15 protein-coding genes are annotated in these 14962 nt (G+C 66.7%); 8 read left to right on the forward strand and 7 right to left on the reverse strand.

Features of this window, described 5'->3' with window-relative positions:
- The coding region (locus D3272_RS27780; RefSeq protein WP_207210328.1) for a hypothetical protein at positions 1-478 on the forward strand (478 nt) is incomplete at its 5' end.
- A 152-nt stretch (positions 479-630) separates the two neighbouring features.
- A complete protein-coding gene (locus D3272_RS26475) occupies positions 631-1056 on the forward strand; it encodes a hypothetical protein (protein WP_129222232.1) in 426 nt (141 codons plus the stop codon).
- Positions 1057-1064: 8 nt separating this feature from the next.
- Here D3272_RS26475 and D3272_RS26480 read toward each other — a convergent pair whose 3' ends face one another.
- Positions 1065-1304, reverse strand: coding sequence for a hypothetical protein (locus tag D3272_RS26480; RefSeq protein ID WP_129222233.1), 240 nt, complete (start codon positions 1302-1304; stop codon positions 1065-1067).
- The gene (locus D3272_RS26485) at positions 1301-1891 is read right to left on the reverse strand and encodes a hypothetical protein (protein ID WP_129222234.1); all 591 of its coding nucleotides are present in this window, start codon (positions 1889-1891) and stop codon (positions 1301-1303) included. The genes D3272_RS26480 and D3272_RS26485 overlap by 4 nt, the downstream gene beginning before the upstream one ends.
- Positions 1892-2266: 375 nt before the next feature.
- Here D3272_RS26485 and D3272_RS26490 point away from each other — a divergent pair, with 375 nt between their 5' ends.
- Entirely contained in the window at positions 2267-2953 is a 687-nt protein-coding gene (locus tag D3272_RS26490) for a transcriptional regulator (RefSeq protein WP_129222235.1), read from the forward strand.
- Between the two features lie 115 nt (positions 2954-3068).
- Here D3272_RS26490 and D3272_RS26495 read toward each other — a convergent pair whose 3' ends face one another.
- On the reverse strand, positions 3069-3410 hold the full coding sequence (locus tag D3272_RS26495) for a hypothetical protein (RefSeq protein ID WP_129222236.1): 342 nt from the start codon (positions 3408-3410) through the stop codon (positions 3069-3071).
- 165 nt (positions 3411-3575) lie between these two features.
- Here D3272_RS26495 and D3272_RS26500 point away from each other — a divergent pair, with 165 nt between their 5' ends.
- Complete coding sequence (locus D3272_RS26500; RefSeq protein WP_129222237.1) at positions 3576-3845, forward strand: DUF6894 family protein; 270 nt, start codon at positions 3576-3578, stop codon at positions 3843-3845.
- Positions 3846-3869: 24 nt separating this feature from the next.
- On the opposite strand, the gene D3272_RS26505 is transcribed toward D3272_RS26500, so the two are convergent.
- From D3272_RS26505 to D3272_RS26520, 4 genes are all read right to left on the reverse strand, one after another.
- The gene (locus tag D3272_RS26505) at positions 3870-4628 is read right to left on the reverse strand and encodes a Crp/Fnr family transcriptional regulator (protein WP_129222238.1); all 759 of its coding nucleotides are present in this window, start codon (positions 4626-4628) and stop codon (positions 3870-3872) included.
- Between the two features lie 161 nt (positions 4629-4789).
- Positions 4790-5221 carry a hypothetical protein gene (locus D3272_RS26510; RefSeq protein WP_129222239.1) on the reverse strand — a complete coding sequence of 144 codons (432 nt, stop codon included), beginning with the start codon at positions 5219-5221 and terminating at the stop codon, positions 4790-4792.
- 491 nt (positions 5222-5712) lie between these two features.
- Positions 5713-8700, reverse strand: a complete 2988-nt coding sequence (locus D3272_RS26515) for a hypothetical protein (RefSeq protein ID WP_129222240.1) — start codon at positions 8698-8700, stop codon at positions 5713-5715.
- A 1574-nt stretch (positions 8701-10274) separates the two neighbouring features.
- On the reverse strand, positions 10275-10955 hold the full coding sequence (locus D3272_RS26520; protein WP_129222241.1) for a recombinase family protein: 681 nt from the start codon (positions 10953-10955) through the stop codon (positions 10275-10277).
- A gap of 309 nt (positions 10956-11264) precedes the next feature.
- On the opposite strand from D3272_RS26520, the gene D3272_RS26525 reads away from it, so the two are divergent.
- The 4 genes from D3272_RS26525 (at position 11265) to D3272_RS26540 (ending at position 14854) form a co-directional block, all read left to right on the forward strand.
- Positions 11265-11717, forward strand: a complete 453-nt coding sequence (locus D3272_RS26525; RefSeq protein ID WP_165361551.1) for a hypothetical protein — start codon at positions 11265-11267, stop codon at positions 11715-11717.
- A gap of 114 nt (positions 11718-11831) precedes the next feature.
- Entirely contained in the window at positions 11832-12383 is a 552-nt protein-coding gene (locus D3272_RS26530; RefSeq protein WP_129222243.1) for a hypothetical protein, read from the forward strand.
- A gap of 1419 nt (positions 12384-13802) precedes the next feature.
- A complete protein-coding gene (locus D3272_RS26535; RefSeq protein WP_129222244.1) occupies positions 13803-14462 on the forward strand; it encodes a hypothetical protein in 660 nt (219 codons plus the stop codon).
- Positions 14459-14854: a nucleotidyltransferase domain-containing protein gene (locus tag D3272_RS26540; protein ID WP_129222245.1), complete on the forward strand. Its 396-nt coding sequence runs from the start codon at positions 14459-14461 to the stop codon at positions 14852-14854. The genes D3272_RS26535 and D3272_RS26540 overlap by 4 nt, the downstream gene beginning before the upstream one ends.
- The last annotated feature ends 108 nt before the right edge of the window (positions 14855-14962 follow it).

Genomic DNA, 14962 nt, shown 5'->3' on the forward strand with positions numbered 1-14962 from the left:
CCCGACCGTCGAAGAGTTCCGTGACTGTCCGACATCGCGCCGGCATGGCTATCTGGCCGCCGTTGTCGTCTACCATCTACGCGATCACCTCGCGGAAGCTACGGCAGTGCTCACAGGGGTTTCGAGGACTGACCAGCACGCGATCCGAACCGCTGCCGAGCAGGTCGACGCGGCGGTGAGAGACCGGACTCCGTTCGGTGGCTTCGATGTGGTCCGTGGGGTCTGCAATGGGACCAAACACGCGACCACACGGCAACCGCACGCTGTGCCTTTCACCGCCGGGACAGACAAGGTACGCCCACCTGGAACAGCCGGTTCGCTGGAGGTAGCGCCCGGTTTGCTCGTGGATCCTGGTGGTGGTCGCGAGGTCATTATAGGCGACGCCCGGCTTGATCTCTATCAAGCCATCCGAAGGACGCTTTCGGCCTTTCTGGCCCTCTACCCGGACCTGCTTTCCGAGTGCAGTTTCACGCCCTAGGCCAAGGCAGGTGACGCCGCGCTGATGCCTGCTTCCGACGAGGTTAAAAGAGGTCGACCGGCTCCTAGCAACTGCTGATTGGGAAGGGCAAAACGGTGACGCCAGACGAGTTCCGGAAAGAGTACGTCGAGCCCGCTGTGGAGCTATGGAGGGTGAACAACACCGTCACGCACTTGGCGGCCAACTCCATCGCGCAGATCGATGCCCTCGCTGACATCGTGTGGATAGCGCAGGGACGGCCCGGGGAGGTGAGCGCCTTCCGCAATCGTCTAGGCCTGAAGGAACCTGCGATCGCGATCATCCGTGACGCCTGCGACAGCCACAAGCACGGCAATCTCAGACGCAAGGACCACATCTCGGGCGAACGACCAGCCGCGGTCACCCGCGCCGGCTTTTTCCTCGATCACAGCTTCATTGGTGGGCCGCCCACCCGCTACCTGGCCCTCGTGATCCGAAAGGTAGACGGGACAGAGCAGGACGTGAGCGACATCCTTTCAGACGCGATGCACGCCTGGCGTAGAGAATTCAGCCGCCTCGGTTACGGCGCCAACTGGCTGATCTTCGGTCAACAGCACTGACCTGCGTTTCAGGGCCGTCGGGTCCGGGTCCCTCGCTGGACCTGCATCAGGATCGCTCGGTGGCGATACGTGTGCCTCTTGCTCGTCAGCTGCTGAAAAGCGTATTCGCCGCGCGCGATGGCTTCGGCGATGTCGGGCCGGAACGGCTTGAAGGGGGCATAACGAGCCATGCCTGCATGAGGTGCGCTGGGCACGAATTCCATGCGCCGCACCAGCCGCTCGGCGGAGGTCAAAAGCGCCTTGCTCATCCGACCAACCTCTTCCACCAGGGCCGCGGCCCGGGCCCGGCCTTCATAGTGTCGACGAGGGCGCGCAGCTCGGCGATGTCAGCCTCGACCTTGGCAACGTGGGCGGCGCCCTGCATGCCGGCTGTGACGGCGTCGTGACGTAGCTGCTCAATCTTCGCCGCGAGTTCATCAGCCCGGGCCCGCTCGGCCTCAGCGCGCGCGCGTTCAGCGTCGGCTCGATCACGTTCGATGTCTCCCCTGCCCCGCTCCCGATCGACGATCTCCTTGAGCGTTTCGATGTGGGCCTCAAGGGCGGCCACCGTGGCCCCCTCGGTGTCCACCTCGATAGGGGGGATAATGGTGGCAACGATAGGGGGGTCGATAGGGGGCTCAGTAGGGGAGGGGAGGGCCTCCTCCATGTCCCTTTCGTCGAGATATTCCTTCGGCACCCCGATGCGCATACTCCCGTCATTGCCGGGCTTCCTCACCCACTGGCGCCGACGCACGAGGTTTCGGGCGCTGTCGCCGGTGATGCCAAGGCGGTCCGCCAGCTCCGTATATGTGAGCCACAGGGTGTGGGCCGTCGTGGTGGCCTTCGTGTCCAGCATCGGGGCGGCCATCGTAGGGGAGGTGGCGAGGGCCATGATGGCCCGTATCGGGGCACCCTATGAGGCGGATGGTTAGCGAGTCGTTAACGAGTAGCGTCGGACAGTCCCGGCTTGACGGGCCGGCATTGCGCGGGCTCGATGCGAAGTCGCGCGACTCACGGGTCGAGCGTGATGCGAGGACTGATGGCCGACTAGGACGCTGAAACGAGAGAGGCCCCACCCCCGGCAAGGGGTGAGGCCTCTGAAAACGGTAGGACCGCTTCGCTAAACGCACCGCGAAGATGGGTCAGACACCCCCTTGGTGTCAACGGGGGAACCGTCGTTTTCCCGGCCGCCTTCGTTCGCCCCGAAAACGGCCCCGACGAGGGGCAGAGGATGTTCGTGGAAGAGTGCCGGCGCGCCGTGATGGCGGCGCCGTTAACGGGGCTCGACGCACTGTCGAAGGGCGTGTGGCAGGCCTATGGCGCCGGCGTGCTCGATGACGAAGAGACCGGAGTGCTGTGCGAGCTGATCGCCGCACGCCGGGCATGCTCGGAGCAGCTCGCCCGGGCGCCACGGCGCGTCGGATCTCGCCCCCGCACGTCGGCCAGCCTGGAGCGCCGCCGGTCCTGGACAGCCTCGGGATGGCTCCCGCCGGCCATCGCGGCCCGTTTCACCATGGGCGAGGCGGCGGCACTCGCCGTCATCATCGCCGAGGCCGCGAAGGCTGGCCGCTGCGGGCTGCCGATCGGCGCCATCGCAGGCAGGGCGGGGGTCTGTGCCACCACTGTCCGCAACGCCCTGCGGGAAGCTCGCCGGCTCGGGCTGGTGCGGGTCGAGGAACGCCGGCTGTCCTACGCCCGGAGCCTGCCGAACCTCGTCACGATCGCCGGGCGCGAGCTGGCGTTGTGGGTCCGGACCCGCGCCCGGGTCGCACGGCAGGAAGGAGGATGCAAAATCGTGATGGCGACCACCAACCTTCATTTCCATAGTGCTGCTCGACCTGCGCCAGCGGCACGAGAGAAAGGAATTCGGGGGAGAGAGAGCGATGGGCTAGGTGACGCTCGGGCAGGGCTGGCGTGAACCCACCGTCAACCATCTCGGTGCCATGGTGCGCCCGTCGGCCGCTCGGATCTCCGCGGTCGAGGGTCGGGGGAGGCCGCGTCCGTTCTGGCCTCCCCCAGGCCCCGAGGTCGTGTCAGGCCCGGGTGAGATCATCGCGCGCCTTCCGCAGCCGCCGCGTCGCCTCACCGGGGAGGCGGATGCCGCTATAGGTGATCCCGAGCGGGTGCCGGTTCACCTTGGCTGTGAGCAAGGCCGGGACGTGCAGGCAGCGGTCGAGCATCGTGGGGATCACCTCCCGCACAGCCTCGCCCGACATCGAGGCCGCCAAGGCGAAAGCGTCATCGGAACAACCCCTGCCGGCGACGGCCGCGGCCAACATCACGCGCCCCACCGGCCCCGCATGAGGCAGGGCGTCGAGGTCCGTGACGACCGCCAGCAGCCCGCGCAGGAGCCGGGTGGGTTCATCATCCGTCATCAGACCTCCCTGCAATGAGAGAGACCGCTAGGGGTAGTCGTCACACCCAACCTATGTGATTGCTCGCGCTTTTCAGCGTTCCTACCATGAGATCATCGCCGGTTCGATCATCGGACCCCGGCGATTGAGAGCTATATGCGCTCTTCCGATCATCGGAGAGCTTTCGTGCCGCGCTTCTTCTTCCATCACACCGACGGCGCATTCGACCCCGACAACGAGGGGACAGAATACCCCGATCTGACGACGGCTCGAATGGAAGCTGTCCGCTACGCAGGCGAATTAGTGCGAGACAGTCCAGACGAAGTGTGGAAAGGCGACACCTTCCGCATCGAGGTGTCCGACGAGGGCGGCATGCTGCTTTGCACGGTCGTGATCCTCGGACTCGACGCTCCCGCCTCACGGGGGTTACGAAATCCTCGGCGCTCGGCAGAATGATCCATCTCGCCGCGCTACCGACGCCTATCGTCTGCGCGTTGGATCACTTCGACGAGAAGGTTCGGCCTTTGCCTGGTGAGGCCCGAGGTGAAGGTAGTTCGGGTTGAACTCGCAGAAAGCCTTCAGTGCCGCGGGATCGAGGATCGTCACGCTTCTACGCCTGATAGCGACTAAGTTCCTGCTCCGCAGCCTCTGCACGATGCGGTTGATGTGCACGGTGGAGAGCCCGAGTGTGTTGGCGAGGTCCTGCTGAGTGATGGGGAGGTCGAAGCTGTTGTCGACGACCAGCCCCACAGCGTCGAGGCGCGCCATCATCTCGCACAGAAAGTGCGCCATACGCTCCTCGGCCCGTCTTTGCCCGATGTTGACGAGCGCCTCGCGGAGCGTGCCCTCATCGACCAGAGTGGCCCACCAGAGCGCGCGGGCGACGGCCGGCCGTTCGGTCAAGCGCAGGATGGTGTCACGCGGGATGTCCACCACCAGGCATTCCGAGAGTGTCGTGATCGTGTGGTCCATCTGGTCGAGGATGAAGACGTTGAGGTCGCAGAAGTCACCCGGGAGCAGGTAGGCGATGATCTGCTGGCCACCTCTCGCCGTGATCTTCTGACGACAGGCCATGCCCGAGACGATCAGGTGCACGTCGTCGGGAGCCTCGCCTTCCCTGATGATGTCCTGATGCGGACCGACCGCGTACGGCCGGTCAGTCGCGAGCTCGAGGAGGGCTTTGTCCTCCAAGTCCAGCGGGGACAGGCGCTCGAACTTCCGGATCAGCACGTTGTCCATGGACGTCACCTCACCTGCGGCGCCGCACGGCCACTTGCACCTATCATACGTTGATCTGGTGAATGTCAAACTAGCGCGCGAGTTCGCTCAGCAGCCTCCTTGAACCACCTCGCGGATGCGTTGCGCACTGGCCTAGCCTGACGGGCCGCTACCCGACGGCTTCAGTGCCCATACGGCCCCGTGAACAGGTCTCCGATCGCGCGCCGGGCGAGGTAAGTCAGGCGCCTGCGCCGGAGGTGCTCGGCTTTGTCGTGCAGGATGTGGCACCGCTGGCATAGGGCCGCGAGGTTCGAGGAGTTGTTGTTGGTCGGATCGTGGTCGCCGTGCGCCGTCGCCAGCACGACGCGCGTGGTGCGCCCGGGCGGACCGTGGCCCTCCGGTGTTGGCCCGTGGCGTAGGACGCGCCCCTTGCCGGACCACCAAGCGTGGCGCTCGGCATCCCACCACCGGCCGTCCCCGAGGTGCACCACCAGGCGCCCATGCGGCCGGCCGCAGGCCTCGCACCGTCCGCCCGCGCGGCGGAACCGGATCGAGGCCGACAGCTCGCGCCAGTCGATTGGGTAGAGCCAGCGGTGGTGAGGCCGGATCGGCACGGGGCAGGGCGCTCGGTAGGAGGAGACACGAGTCTAGGGCGACGACGAGTCGCCGAACAAGGGCGAGCTGCACCCAAGCTCCGGTGCTGGCGTTGGTGTGCCGCCAAAAGGGTGAGCGGCGCCATGACGATGAAGACAAGCTATCGGGTCGACTGCCCATGCGGGCATGTCGACGCAATCCGGATGAGCGAGAACGATGCTCCGTTCTCTCGACCGTGGGAAAGCTACGAACCAGTCGACCTCGAGGGCTCGGGGTTCACCGTCTCGCCCTCTGCAAACTGGACCAAGGTGTTCGAGGAGATGAAGCTGAGGTGCCCGAAGTGCGGGAGCCACCTTATGCCAGACGATCTGCAAAATCGGTGATACCGGTTGGATCATGCGCAGAGTGGCCTATGCCATCGCTGCGGGGCTCATGGGCGGGTATTTGAGGCCTGGCCCTTACCGACCTGGCCGGCATCAAACTATCCCGCCTATGGGCACTTCTTGGGGCATCAGTCCACATCCGCGAAGTTGCCAGCCGCGCTCGCGTGCGCGTGCTGATGGAAGGTGTCCGCGACGTAGCCCGCCAGCTGGCGCTCGTCCTTGTGGCCGACGTCGTGAAAATGGTTCTCGATGTGGACCGGCCCCGCACCGCGGCCACCCCGGGCGTCGGCAACCTTCGCGCCATCGCGCGCGCGCCCCTCGTGCTCCATGATCGTGTCGCCCGCCTTGGCCGGCTCGCGTCCATAGGGTCTTCGCATGCCGGACAAGGTCCGCCGGGTGAAATTGTCCGTCCCGGTACGCGCGTTGTAGCCCTCGGCTCGCTCGAAGTCGGACGCCCCTGTGGCCGCGCCCGCCGCCGAGCCGGAGTTGAGCAGGCCAAGCGCGCGCTGGTGGCTGGTGTGGAGCTCATGCGCGGCATGCTTCAGCTGGCCGTCGAAGTCGCCAAGCGCTACGCCGTTCTTGCGAGCGCCCAGCCATTGAGCAATGCCCTGCGCGCCGATGCTGTTCACGGTCGAGGGTCCCCCGGGCGCCTCGACGTTCTTCCAGCGCGAGATCAGCGCCTCGGCGCCGAGTGGCGAGACTCCCTCCTTGGTCAGGACGTCCACGGCATGGTCCTGGCGCACCTTCGTCCACCAGCCGACCTCGCCCGGGTTGCCGGGTGTGCGGGCCATCCGGCCTCCGCCCCCGGCGCCGCTCGCGCCCGCGCCGTCCATCAGCATGTCATCACCAGCGCCGCCATGTAGGAACGATCCGCTGAAGGGGACCAAGCTCTTGAGCTTGTCGCCCAGGGCGGAGCCCATGTTCTGAATCCCCGCGATGATGGCCTGGACGATCGACGTCCCGAGACCCGCCCAATCGTAGGAGAGCAAGGCGTCGGCTCCCTTCTTGGCGTAGGCCACCCACCCGGTGAAGAACTCCGTCAGGACGGGGTCGGCCTTCTCCCGGATCGACATCCAGGCGGCGCCCCAATCGAAGTCGCGGATGGCCCGGCCCGCGTCGGCCACCATGGCATTGAACTTCGGCGCCAGGGCTGTGACCGCCCGCCCGATCGCGTCGTCCGAGGTGATGATGGTGACCACCTCGCCCCAGTGAGTCCCGAGGCTCTTGACCTCCTCGTAGGCGTTGCGGATCGACTGCGCCCAGGGCACGAGATCCTGGCCGAGCACCTTGCCGAGGTTGATGCCGACCTTGGCCCACTCGTCGCCCATGTCGCCCGTCGGGTGGACGAGGCCGACGATCGTCTCCCAGAGCGTGGACAGGTCGGTGATGATCGGCTGGAGCACGGGGCGCACCGGCTCGATCGCGCGCATGAACGCGCCGCGGAACGCCTCGACCGCGACCCGGATGTTGTCCCAGTTTTCGTAGATTATCGCGCCCGCGGCCGCCAGGGCGCCGATGCCCGTGGCCGCCGCGACCCCGCGGATCATCATGCCAACGCCGAGGACCGCACCACGCACCAGGTTGAGCGGATTCAACAGAGTCAGAAAGCTCCGGCCCATCCAGGTGGCCGATGTGATGGCCGCGACGCGCACCGAGATCAGCGCGGTCCGGATCGCCGCAATCGGCCGGATCCCGGTGAGCCCGAGCATCACGAAGCCGGATCGCAGGACGGCCACGCCCGCGGCCGCCGCCCCCAGGCTGACGCCGACCCCGGCCCCCTTGCCGAGCAGAGGATGGCTGGCCAGGATCCCGGCCAGGCCCTGGACGCCCTTGGCGAGCGACCAGAGGCCGTGCGCCGCTGAGGTGATGAGCGGGCCCGACATCGAGGCCATGAGGTTCTCGAACGCGGCCCTCACGGCATCTTTGGCCTTGTAGATGTCGTCCCGGTTGTTCTCGTATTGCTCGTCCATCGTGGCCGAGCCGCGGATCAGCCGCTGATCCTTCCGGAGGGCCGCCGCTGACGCGCGCTGGCCGAGCTCGTCGGCGAGCTTCTGCGCCACGCCCTTGCGGTAGAGGTTGGCCAGGGCGGCGCCGAGCTTCTCGCGCGTGCTGGTGTCGACGCCCTTGGCGGTCAGCTGCTCGACCTGCCACTGGACGTAGGCCAGGGGGTCCTTCATCGCCAGGCTGTAATTGCTCAGCTGGCCGGCCTTCCAGCCCGGCGCCTGGCCCTTGTTGTCCTGGACCGCCTTGGCCGGCACGAAGCCGTATTTCACCCACTCGGCCGCCTGGCTCTTGCTGGAGAGGTTGCCCTGGAACACGCGGGCCAGGCCCGCCGACATGGTGCCCGCCTGGTGGCCACCGAATGTCTGGATGAGCGTCGGGACGATCTCGGTCAGATACTCCTTGGAGTAGTTTTTCAGGGCCGGGTTGGCCATCTGGGCGAAGTTGAGGAACTCCTGGGGGTTCACGTTGCCCCGCGTGAACGCGAAGGCCTTGCCCAGCGCGGCGGCTTCCTCCTGGTAGGTGTGCGGGTTGAAGGCCGTCCCGCGGATCTCCAGCGCCCGGACCATCTCGTTGAGCATGTGGGGGCCCGCGTGGGCCCCGAGCGCCGACTTCATGTTGCTCTCGAACTTGGAATTGAACTCCAGGTTTTCGAGGGCGTGACCCAGGTCGCCGTAGGCGGCCGTGGTCTCGTTGATGATCTTGATCGAGTCGGCGAACGTCTGCGTCGGGAGGGCGGTGGCGATGTTGGCCGCCGCCTTCATGCTCCTGGCGATCTCGTCGCTGGTCTTGCCGCTGTTCTGGAGGGCGATGAGCTCCTTGCGGTAATCCGCCCCGGCCTTAATGAACTCGCCAAAGCCATGACCGATGCCGAGGCCCGCCAGGGCCGCCCCCATGGCGTGAGCGCTGTGCTCGACCGTCCGCACCGATCGCGCGATGTCCTCGGCCTGGCGCTTCATGGCGGCGGATGCCGCCCCCATACCGAGACCCGATCGGTTGCCGACCGAGGACGCCACCGCCTTGTTCAGGCGCTCGATGGCGGCGGACGCCACCTTTGCCGGCCCGGTGACGCCATCCCGGAGCCGCAGGATGAGTTCGGAGGTCTGCGTAGACATGGCGGCACCGTCCTGTCTGGCCCAAGGCTCGCCGCCGTGGCCATAATCGAAGCTGCGAGACTGAGGTCACGCATTGAGATCTGAACAATACCCCAAGGTGCGCCCGATTAAGAGGGCTATGCCGACAGCATCCTCTCGCAAAATCCATGGAAGGAGACGATCGCCTCGCCGGCGGAAAACAAGCTATCGCCTGCGTCCCGTGCTGTGATCATAACCGCAGCGGTTAAATACACAGATCATGTGTAAATGTGGCTATGCCCTCCCGACTTGACACCCAACGCATTGCAGGAGCTACAAATGGAAACCCCCTCGCCAGCTGGATACTGGCGAGGGGGTCAAATTCGTCGACCATTCTCTGTGGGGGGGCATGATCGGCGAGCGCGGCGAGCGCTGACAAACAATGTCTGTGCCTGCCTCAATTTGCAAGCCCCCCGTTCGACGCCGCGTAACCGCGGCGGTTACGCGCCCGGGGGGGCCGCATGGACGAAACGGCCCAAGGACCGCGCCAGGATGATGCCGTGCCCCTCCGCTCGGCACGCGAGACTGCGCGAAATGCTGCAATACCTTTCCGGGCTGGCTCCAGCGATGCCAAAGCCCTGCGCTTGCAAGGGATTTCGGCCGCCTCAGAGGCCTTCCGATCGGCCGCTCCTTCTCCTTTAGTTATTCACACCCGCCCGGGAGACCTTCCGGACGACCCTGGGGAGGCCAAGGGAAGCCGACTGAAACGGGGGCTGGCGAAGCGTCGGGAAGCGAAGCTCGACGGCCGACGGAAGCGGCTGACGAAGTGGATCGATCCGGCGCATCGACGGGAGTTGGTCGCGGCTGCCCGTCTCGCCCGGACGACCGGAAAGAATCTCAAGGCGTTCATCAGCTTCAACCCCGCATGCATGGACACATACCCCGCTATGGAACTGGGGGAGTGGTTTCGCGTCGAGCTGAGAAACAGGATGGCGCGATGGCTCAAGAGCAGGGGTGGATGGCACTGCGCATGGGCTCGCGAAAGCTATGAGGGCGAGCGGCGTGAGCACATCCACCTGATGGTTCATGTCCGCTCAGACGAGGAGCGCGAGGACCTCCTCGCAGCAATCCGCGCTTGGTATCCGGGGCGCCCGGAGATGGTTCATGCCCGATCTGTGACGTGGCGATGGAACCGCCACACCCACGAGTGGGAATGCGAAGGTCTGACGTATCTCGCCAAGCACAGCAGCCCTCAGGCGATCGGCAAGCCTCGTCCGGGACGACCGTATCGCCAGACCCATGATCGTCGGACGGGTGCCCCCGTCACAGCCGTGCTCGGCGAGCGCTCGGGCGTCAGCCGCAGCCTGGACGCCAAGGCGGTGAAACGATGGGAAGCCGGAGCGGTCGAGCGGACCGCGGCAGAGCAGACCCGAGCTCGGATCAAGGCGGAGCGGAGAGAGGTCGCCTGGAGAGAGCGCCATAGGGCCCCGGCTCGCTGCATCTCGAATGCCGGCCAAGATGAGACGGCGCCTGATCCCGACAGGTTCAATCCGGATCTAGATCCAGGATTATGCGAGCGCCCGCCCGCCGTCAGGCGCCGCGACCGTCACCCGGTCTCAGGCGGCAACTCGCTCCAGGAGCCTGGAAACCTGAGTGGGGCTCCACGATCCCCCGCGGGCGGTGGGAACCTGCCGGGCATTCAGGCCGGCCGCGAGCTCGCGGAGGCTCATGGCGCCGCCCGCGCGGAGATCCGCGATGATGGGAGCCAGGTCGGCGGCCCGGGAGGCGGCCATCCGCGTGAGCGCCGCCCTGCCCGCCTCCCGGGCGCGCTCCCCGATCAGGGCCAGATTGCCCCGGTCGCCGCCGAGCTTCACGCCGCGGGCCTTGGCGGCGGCCAGCGCCGCCTTGGTACGAGCGGAGATCATCTTGCGCTCGGCCTGCGCCACCACCGCCAGGATGCCTATGGTCAGTTCATTCGCCTCGGGCATGTCGGCCGCCACGAACCGCACACCAGCCTTTTGAAGGCCGAGCAGGAAGTGGGCGTCACGCGACAGGCGATCGAGCTTCGCGATCACGAGGGTGGCCCCATGCACCCGGCACAGCGCCATGGCCTCGGCCAGCTTCGGCCTGTCGTCCTTCTTGCCCGACTCGACCTCGACGACCTCCTGGAGGACCGTCCAGTGGCCGCCGTTGAGATAGTCCGCCACGGCCGTCCGTTGAGCCTCCAGACCGAGACCAGAGGCACCCTGCCGCTTCGTGCTGACCCGGAGGTAGGAGACGAACTTGCCGCTGGCCATGATCCCCGCTCCGCTGACGAACTATGCGACCGTCGATGCAAAGGATGTAACTCCTGTAGAAACCGCGAAGCAAGGCGCCATAGAGGGAGCGCGGCGAAGAAGATAATTGAGCAGACGGCGAAGTATTAACGAGATCGTAACTCCTGCCTCGGAACGGGCTGGCGAGGTCGCAATTGGCGAGGGCGGTGGTCGTAAGGGGCTTGATGCCTCGCCGGAGGTCCGGCGGGTCTGGCTCCAGCGCGCCGCGCCCACCAAGGCGGTTGCCGGCCTGGATCGCGCCCACGTAGGCTGGGGGGTGATCCGTCCGCTATGAACGGCCTCCTGATGACCATCGCCAGATCTCCCGCTGCACAGGCCGACGACCTCGATGCCGTCACGGCTCGCGTCACGGCGGCGACAGGCTTCAACCTCGTGCGGCGATCCCACGTGGTCGCTGTGCTCGAGCATCCGCTCATAGCGGGGCGCCTGACGGTCTATTGCAGCCCCGCCGGATCTCACGTGTCCGGGCATTGCCCCGGCCTCTATCCGGACAGGGCGTTTTTCGACTTCGTCGCCCGCGCCGGCTCCGCGGTGACAGGTGATCCGGCCTGGGTTCTCGAGCCCACGCTGACGAAGTGCCATGCGCAGGCCCTCAGGACCCTCACGGCCAATGAGCCAAACGCCCATGCGGACGGCTTCGGGGTGGGGCGATCCGAGATGGAGTGCGACGTTCACGGTCATAGCGGGGGCGGTAGCAGCCTCACGATCTCGAAGAGGCAGTGAGGCCGACCCAAAGCGGGGCTGGCTGCTGTGCCGATGCAGGAGCATCGTGCGCCTGCGTCGCTGGCGATGCCGAGCCGCTATGAGCCGCGGATCCTCGCCGAACCGGGGAAGCCCATGGCGAGGATCAAGAGGGCCGTTGTGGCGCTTGGGTGCCTCGCGGCAGGCCTGTGTCTCCAGGCCTATCGACCCGCGGGGCGCACCCCGCCTCCTGAGGCTGTTGCCGCCGCGCCGGCCGTCGACATGGTTGATCCTGCGCCCGCCAGTCCACCGCCGGCTCCCACCGAGACGCCATACCGCCTCGTGCTGGCCGCCCTGCCCCGTGAGGCTTTCCCCGATGTCCAGCAGCAGGGCTCCACCTTGAGCGTGCGCTATCGCATCGACCACTGGATGTTCAATGATGCGGCCGGCCGGAGCGCCTTCGATCGGAACGCCGCCCAGATCGTGCCTGACCTGTTCGCGCGTTTCCCGCTGGTCGACACGGTCGGCATCGAGGCAGACGCCGCGACGGTCGACATCCGAGGGCACAAAGGCCGGGCGGTGGCCGCCAGCGTCGAGTTCAGCCGGCGCACCGCTGCTGGCATCCGTTGGGAGGCGATCGACACCGCCAGCATCGAGCAGCTGGCGGACGCCGCCTGGTACGGTCGCGGCTTCGAGCGGACGCCATGAGCTCAGATCGACCGCCGAGACGAAACGTCCCTGCTCCTGCATCGGGGGTGGCTTCTTCTGCGGTGCCGTAGCCATCATGCGCCAGCGCCGCTTTGAGCCCGGGTCACCCTGGGGGCGGCAAGGGGGAGGCACAGGCCATGGCAAGACGTTCCACGAACCGCAAGGCGGCCAGGCGCGCAGAGCGGACCCAGGAGGCCGCGGAGATCGAGAGGCGCCTGGCGCCGCTCAAGAAGCGGCTGGCAGGGCAGGACCTGGTCGACGGGATGGTGGGCGCGCTGAAGGATCATCAGGACGCCAGGGCGGAGAGGGTCCGCACCAAGATGCTCCGCCAGGCGACACGTCGGTGGCGGTCGGCGCGGGCCAGAGGGCAGAACATGGGCCCGGATCCGAGGCTGGTGCTCAAGAGGGCGGCGTAGCGGTCGGCCGGGATCCGGCGCGGGCTGGCGCCCGTAGACGGTGCTTCCCCCTGGATCAGGGGTGATCTCGGATCGGCGCCAGGGTTCAGATCAAGATCATAACCGTGGCGGTTACGGCCGCCCGGATGTCCCCCTGTCGAGGAGATGAAGGGGCAGGGAAAGACGCTAGTCCTTCCATGGAGGGCGAGGTGGTCCCCGCCCTGGTGGTCCAGGCCGAGCGCGGTAGTCCGCGGTCTCGCGTAGGGCGTAGATCAGCGACGCGGCACGCGGCGCACCCACCGACCCCCCGCCTCCCATGCCTGGCCTCGATCCATCTGAGAATGCGGACTCACGCGCCACACCATGCGCGCCTCGTGCTCCCTGCGCGTGTGCCCCTCTGTGCGGCTCACACACGGGCATCCGCCTTGCCAGCTATCCGGCACCACGTCAGCGCCACGAGCCCGCACAGCGGCCCTCTCGCAGGCCCTGTCGACCAGGCCTCGATACCCTCGCGCCTCCCCCCGCCCACCGCCAGGCCTCGGGCCCCCCCACCCCCGGGGAGGTCTAGGGACCGTGTTAATCGCCGGCCGTCACGCGCAGACGCTGCAGGCCGGTTTTCGGGTGTTTTTAAAAATCTCTCATTTCCATGTCGTGTCCGGGTCTTGCTGCCCGTGAGGCGGCGGAGCAACGTTCCGCAACGGCCTACGTGATAGCGCATCGGAGTTGCGGAATGCCTCGACCCCTCATCGATTTGGCTGGGCGAGTGTTCGTCCGATGGACCGTGATCGACCTGGCGCGGCGTGAGGCCGGCGGGAGAGCGCACTGGTGGCGTTGCCGGTGCGCGTGCGGGCAAGAGAGGGAGGTCCGTGGCTCCAGCCTCAAGGCTGGGCGATCGACGTCATGTGGGTGCGCCCAGGCTGATGCTGTGCGGGAGCCCAATCGAGCGGCAGCCTCCGACCACATGTCCCTGCTGGTGCCAGACCGATATTTCAGGGCTGTCGCCTTCGGAGCCGCGCAGCGACGCTTGAGGTTCGACATCGATCACCAGTTCATCCAGGCTCTCCTCGATCGTCAGGGTGGGCGATGCGCTCTGTCAGGGTTGCCGATCTTCTTCGATTGGACGCGGGGAGTGGGCGGCACCCTGGCACGGTCGACGACTGCCTCCCTGGGTCGCATCAGAACCGCCGAGGGATACACAGAGGACAACGTCCAGTGGCTCCACAAGGACGTATGCTTCATGAGGCAAAGGCTCGGGCAGGGGTACTTCATCGAGCTATGCACGCAAGTGGCGGAGCATTGCGCGACGACGCCGGTGGACAGATCAGATCTGGACCGTGGTCGCGCGTTAGCCGACTGCATCGGTGACAAGCGGGATAGCCGCCCGAAAGAGCCGGCCAATGTGCCTGGGCGTCCTGGGCCGTTCCGAGAAGTTGTGCTGGATGCTCTATGCCAGTGGGAGGCGCGTGAGCGGCGCGGGGCAACGGCGAGCGATTTGCTCACCGTGGATCTGGCCTGGGCCAAAGCCACCCCGGAGACAATCCGGTCGTACCTGGCGGCGCTCGAGCGAAGCGGGCAGGTTCACAAGCGGCGGAGGGTCGATGATCGCCGCTCCGTGCGCTGGCATGCTGGCTCACCAGGGCGCTCGGGGATTGGCGGCGATGCCGGCCACCCGATGCACTCATGATCCCGTCCGATCTGCCCGCCCTGGCTGAAGCCGTCGCCAAGTGGGCCGATGAGGCCCCGGGCGTGCCGGCGGTCTACGTGTTTGGAAGTCGGGTTCGGGGCGACCACCATTCTGGCAGTGACGTCGACCTGTGCGTCATCCTCGACGAGATGGAGGACGGCAACCCCATCGATCCCGACGATTGGTGGGACGCGCAGCACCGCGCCAGCTTCGCGGATCTCACGGCGGTCCTGCCCGGACCGTTGGAGATGCACTATGACCTGGACGACCCGGCGCTCCGGTGGATGAGGGAGGCTCGCGCTGATCCGTCTCGGATCGTGCTCCAGGTCCGCAAGGTGGTGTGTCTCTGGATGCCGCCGAAGCCGGTTCAGCATCTCGAGACGACGCCGTGACCCCAGCCGAATTTGCTCGCGAGGTCGTGATCCCGACCGTCGAAGAGTTCCGTGACTGTCCGACATCGCGCCGGCATGGCTATCTGGCCGCCGTTGTCGTCTACCATC

Origin of the sequence: Lichenibacterium ramalinae (assembly GCF_004137085.1) — a bacterium.
Taxonomy (GTDB): Bacteria; Pseudomonadota; Alphaproteobacteria; order Rhizobiales; family Beijerinckiaceae; genus Lichenihabitans; species Lichenihabitans ramalinae.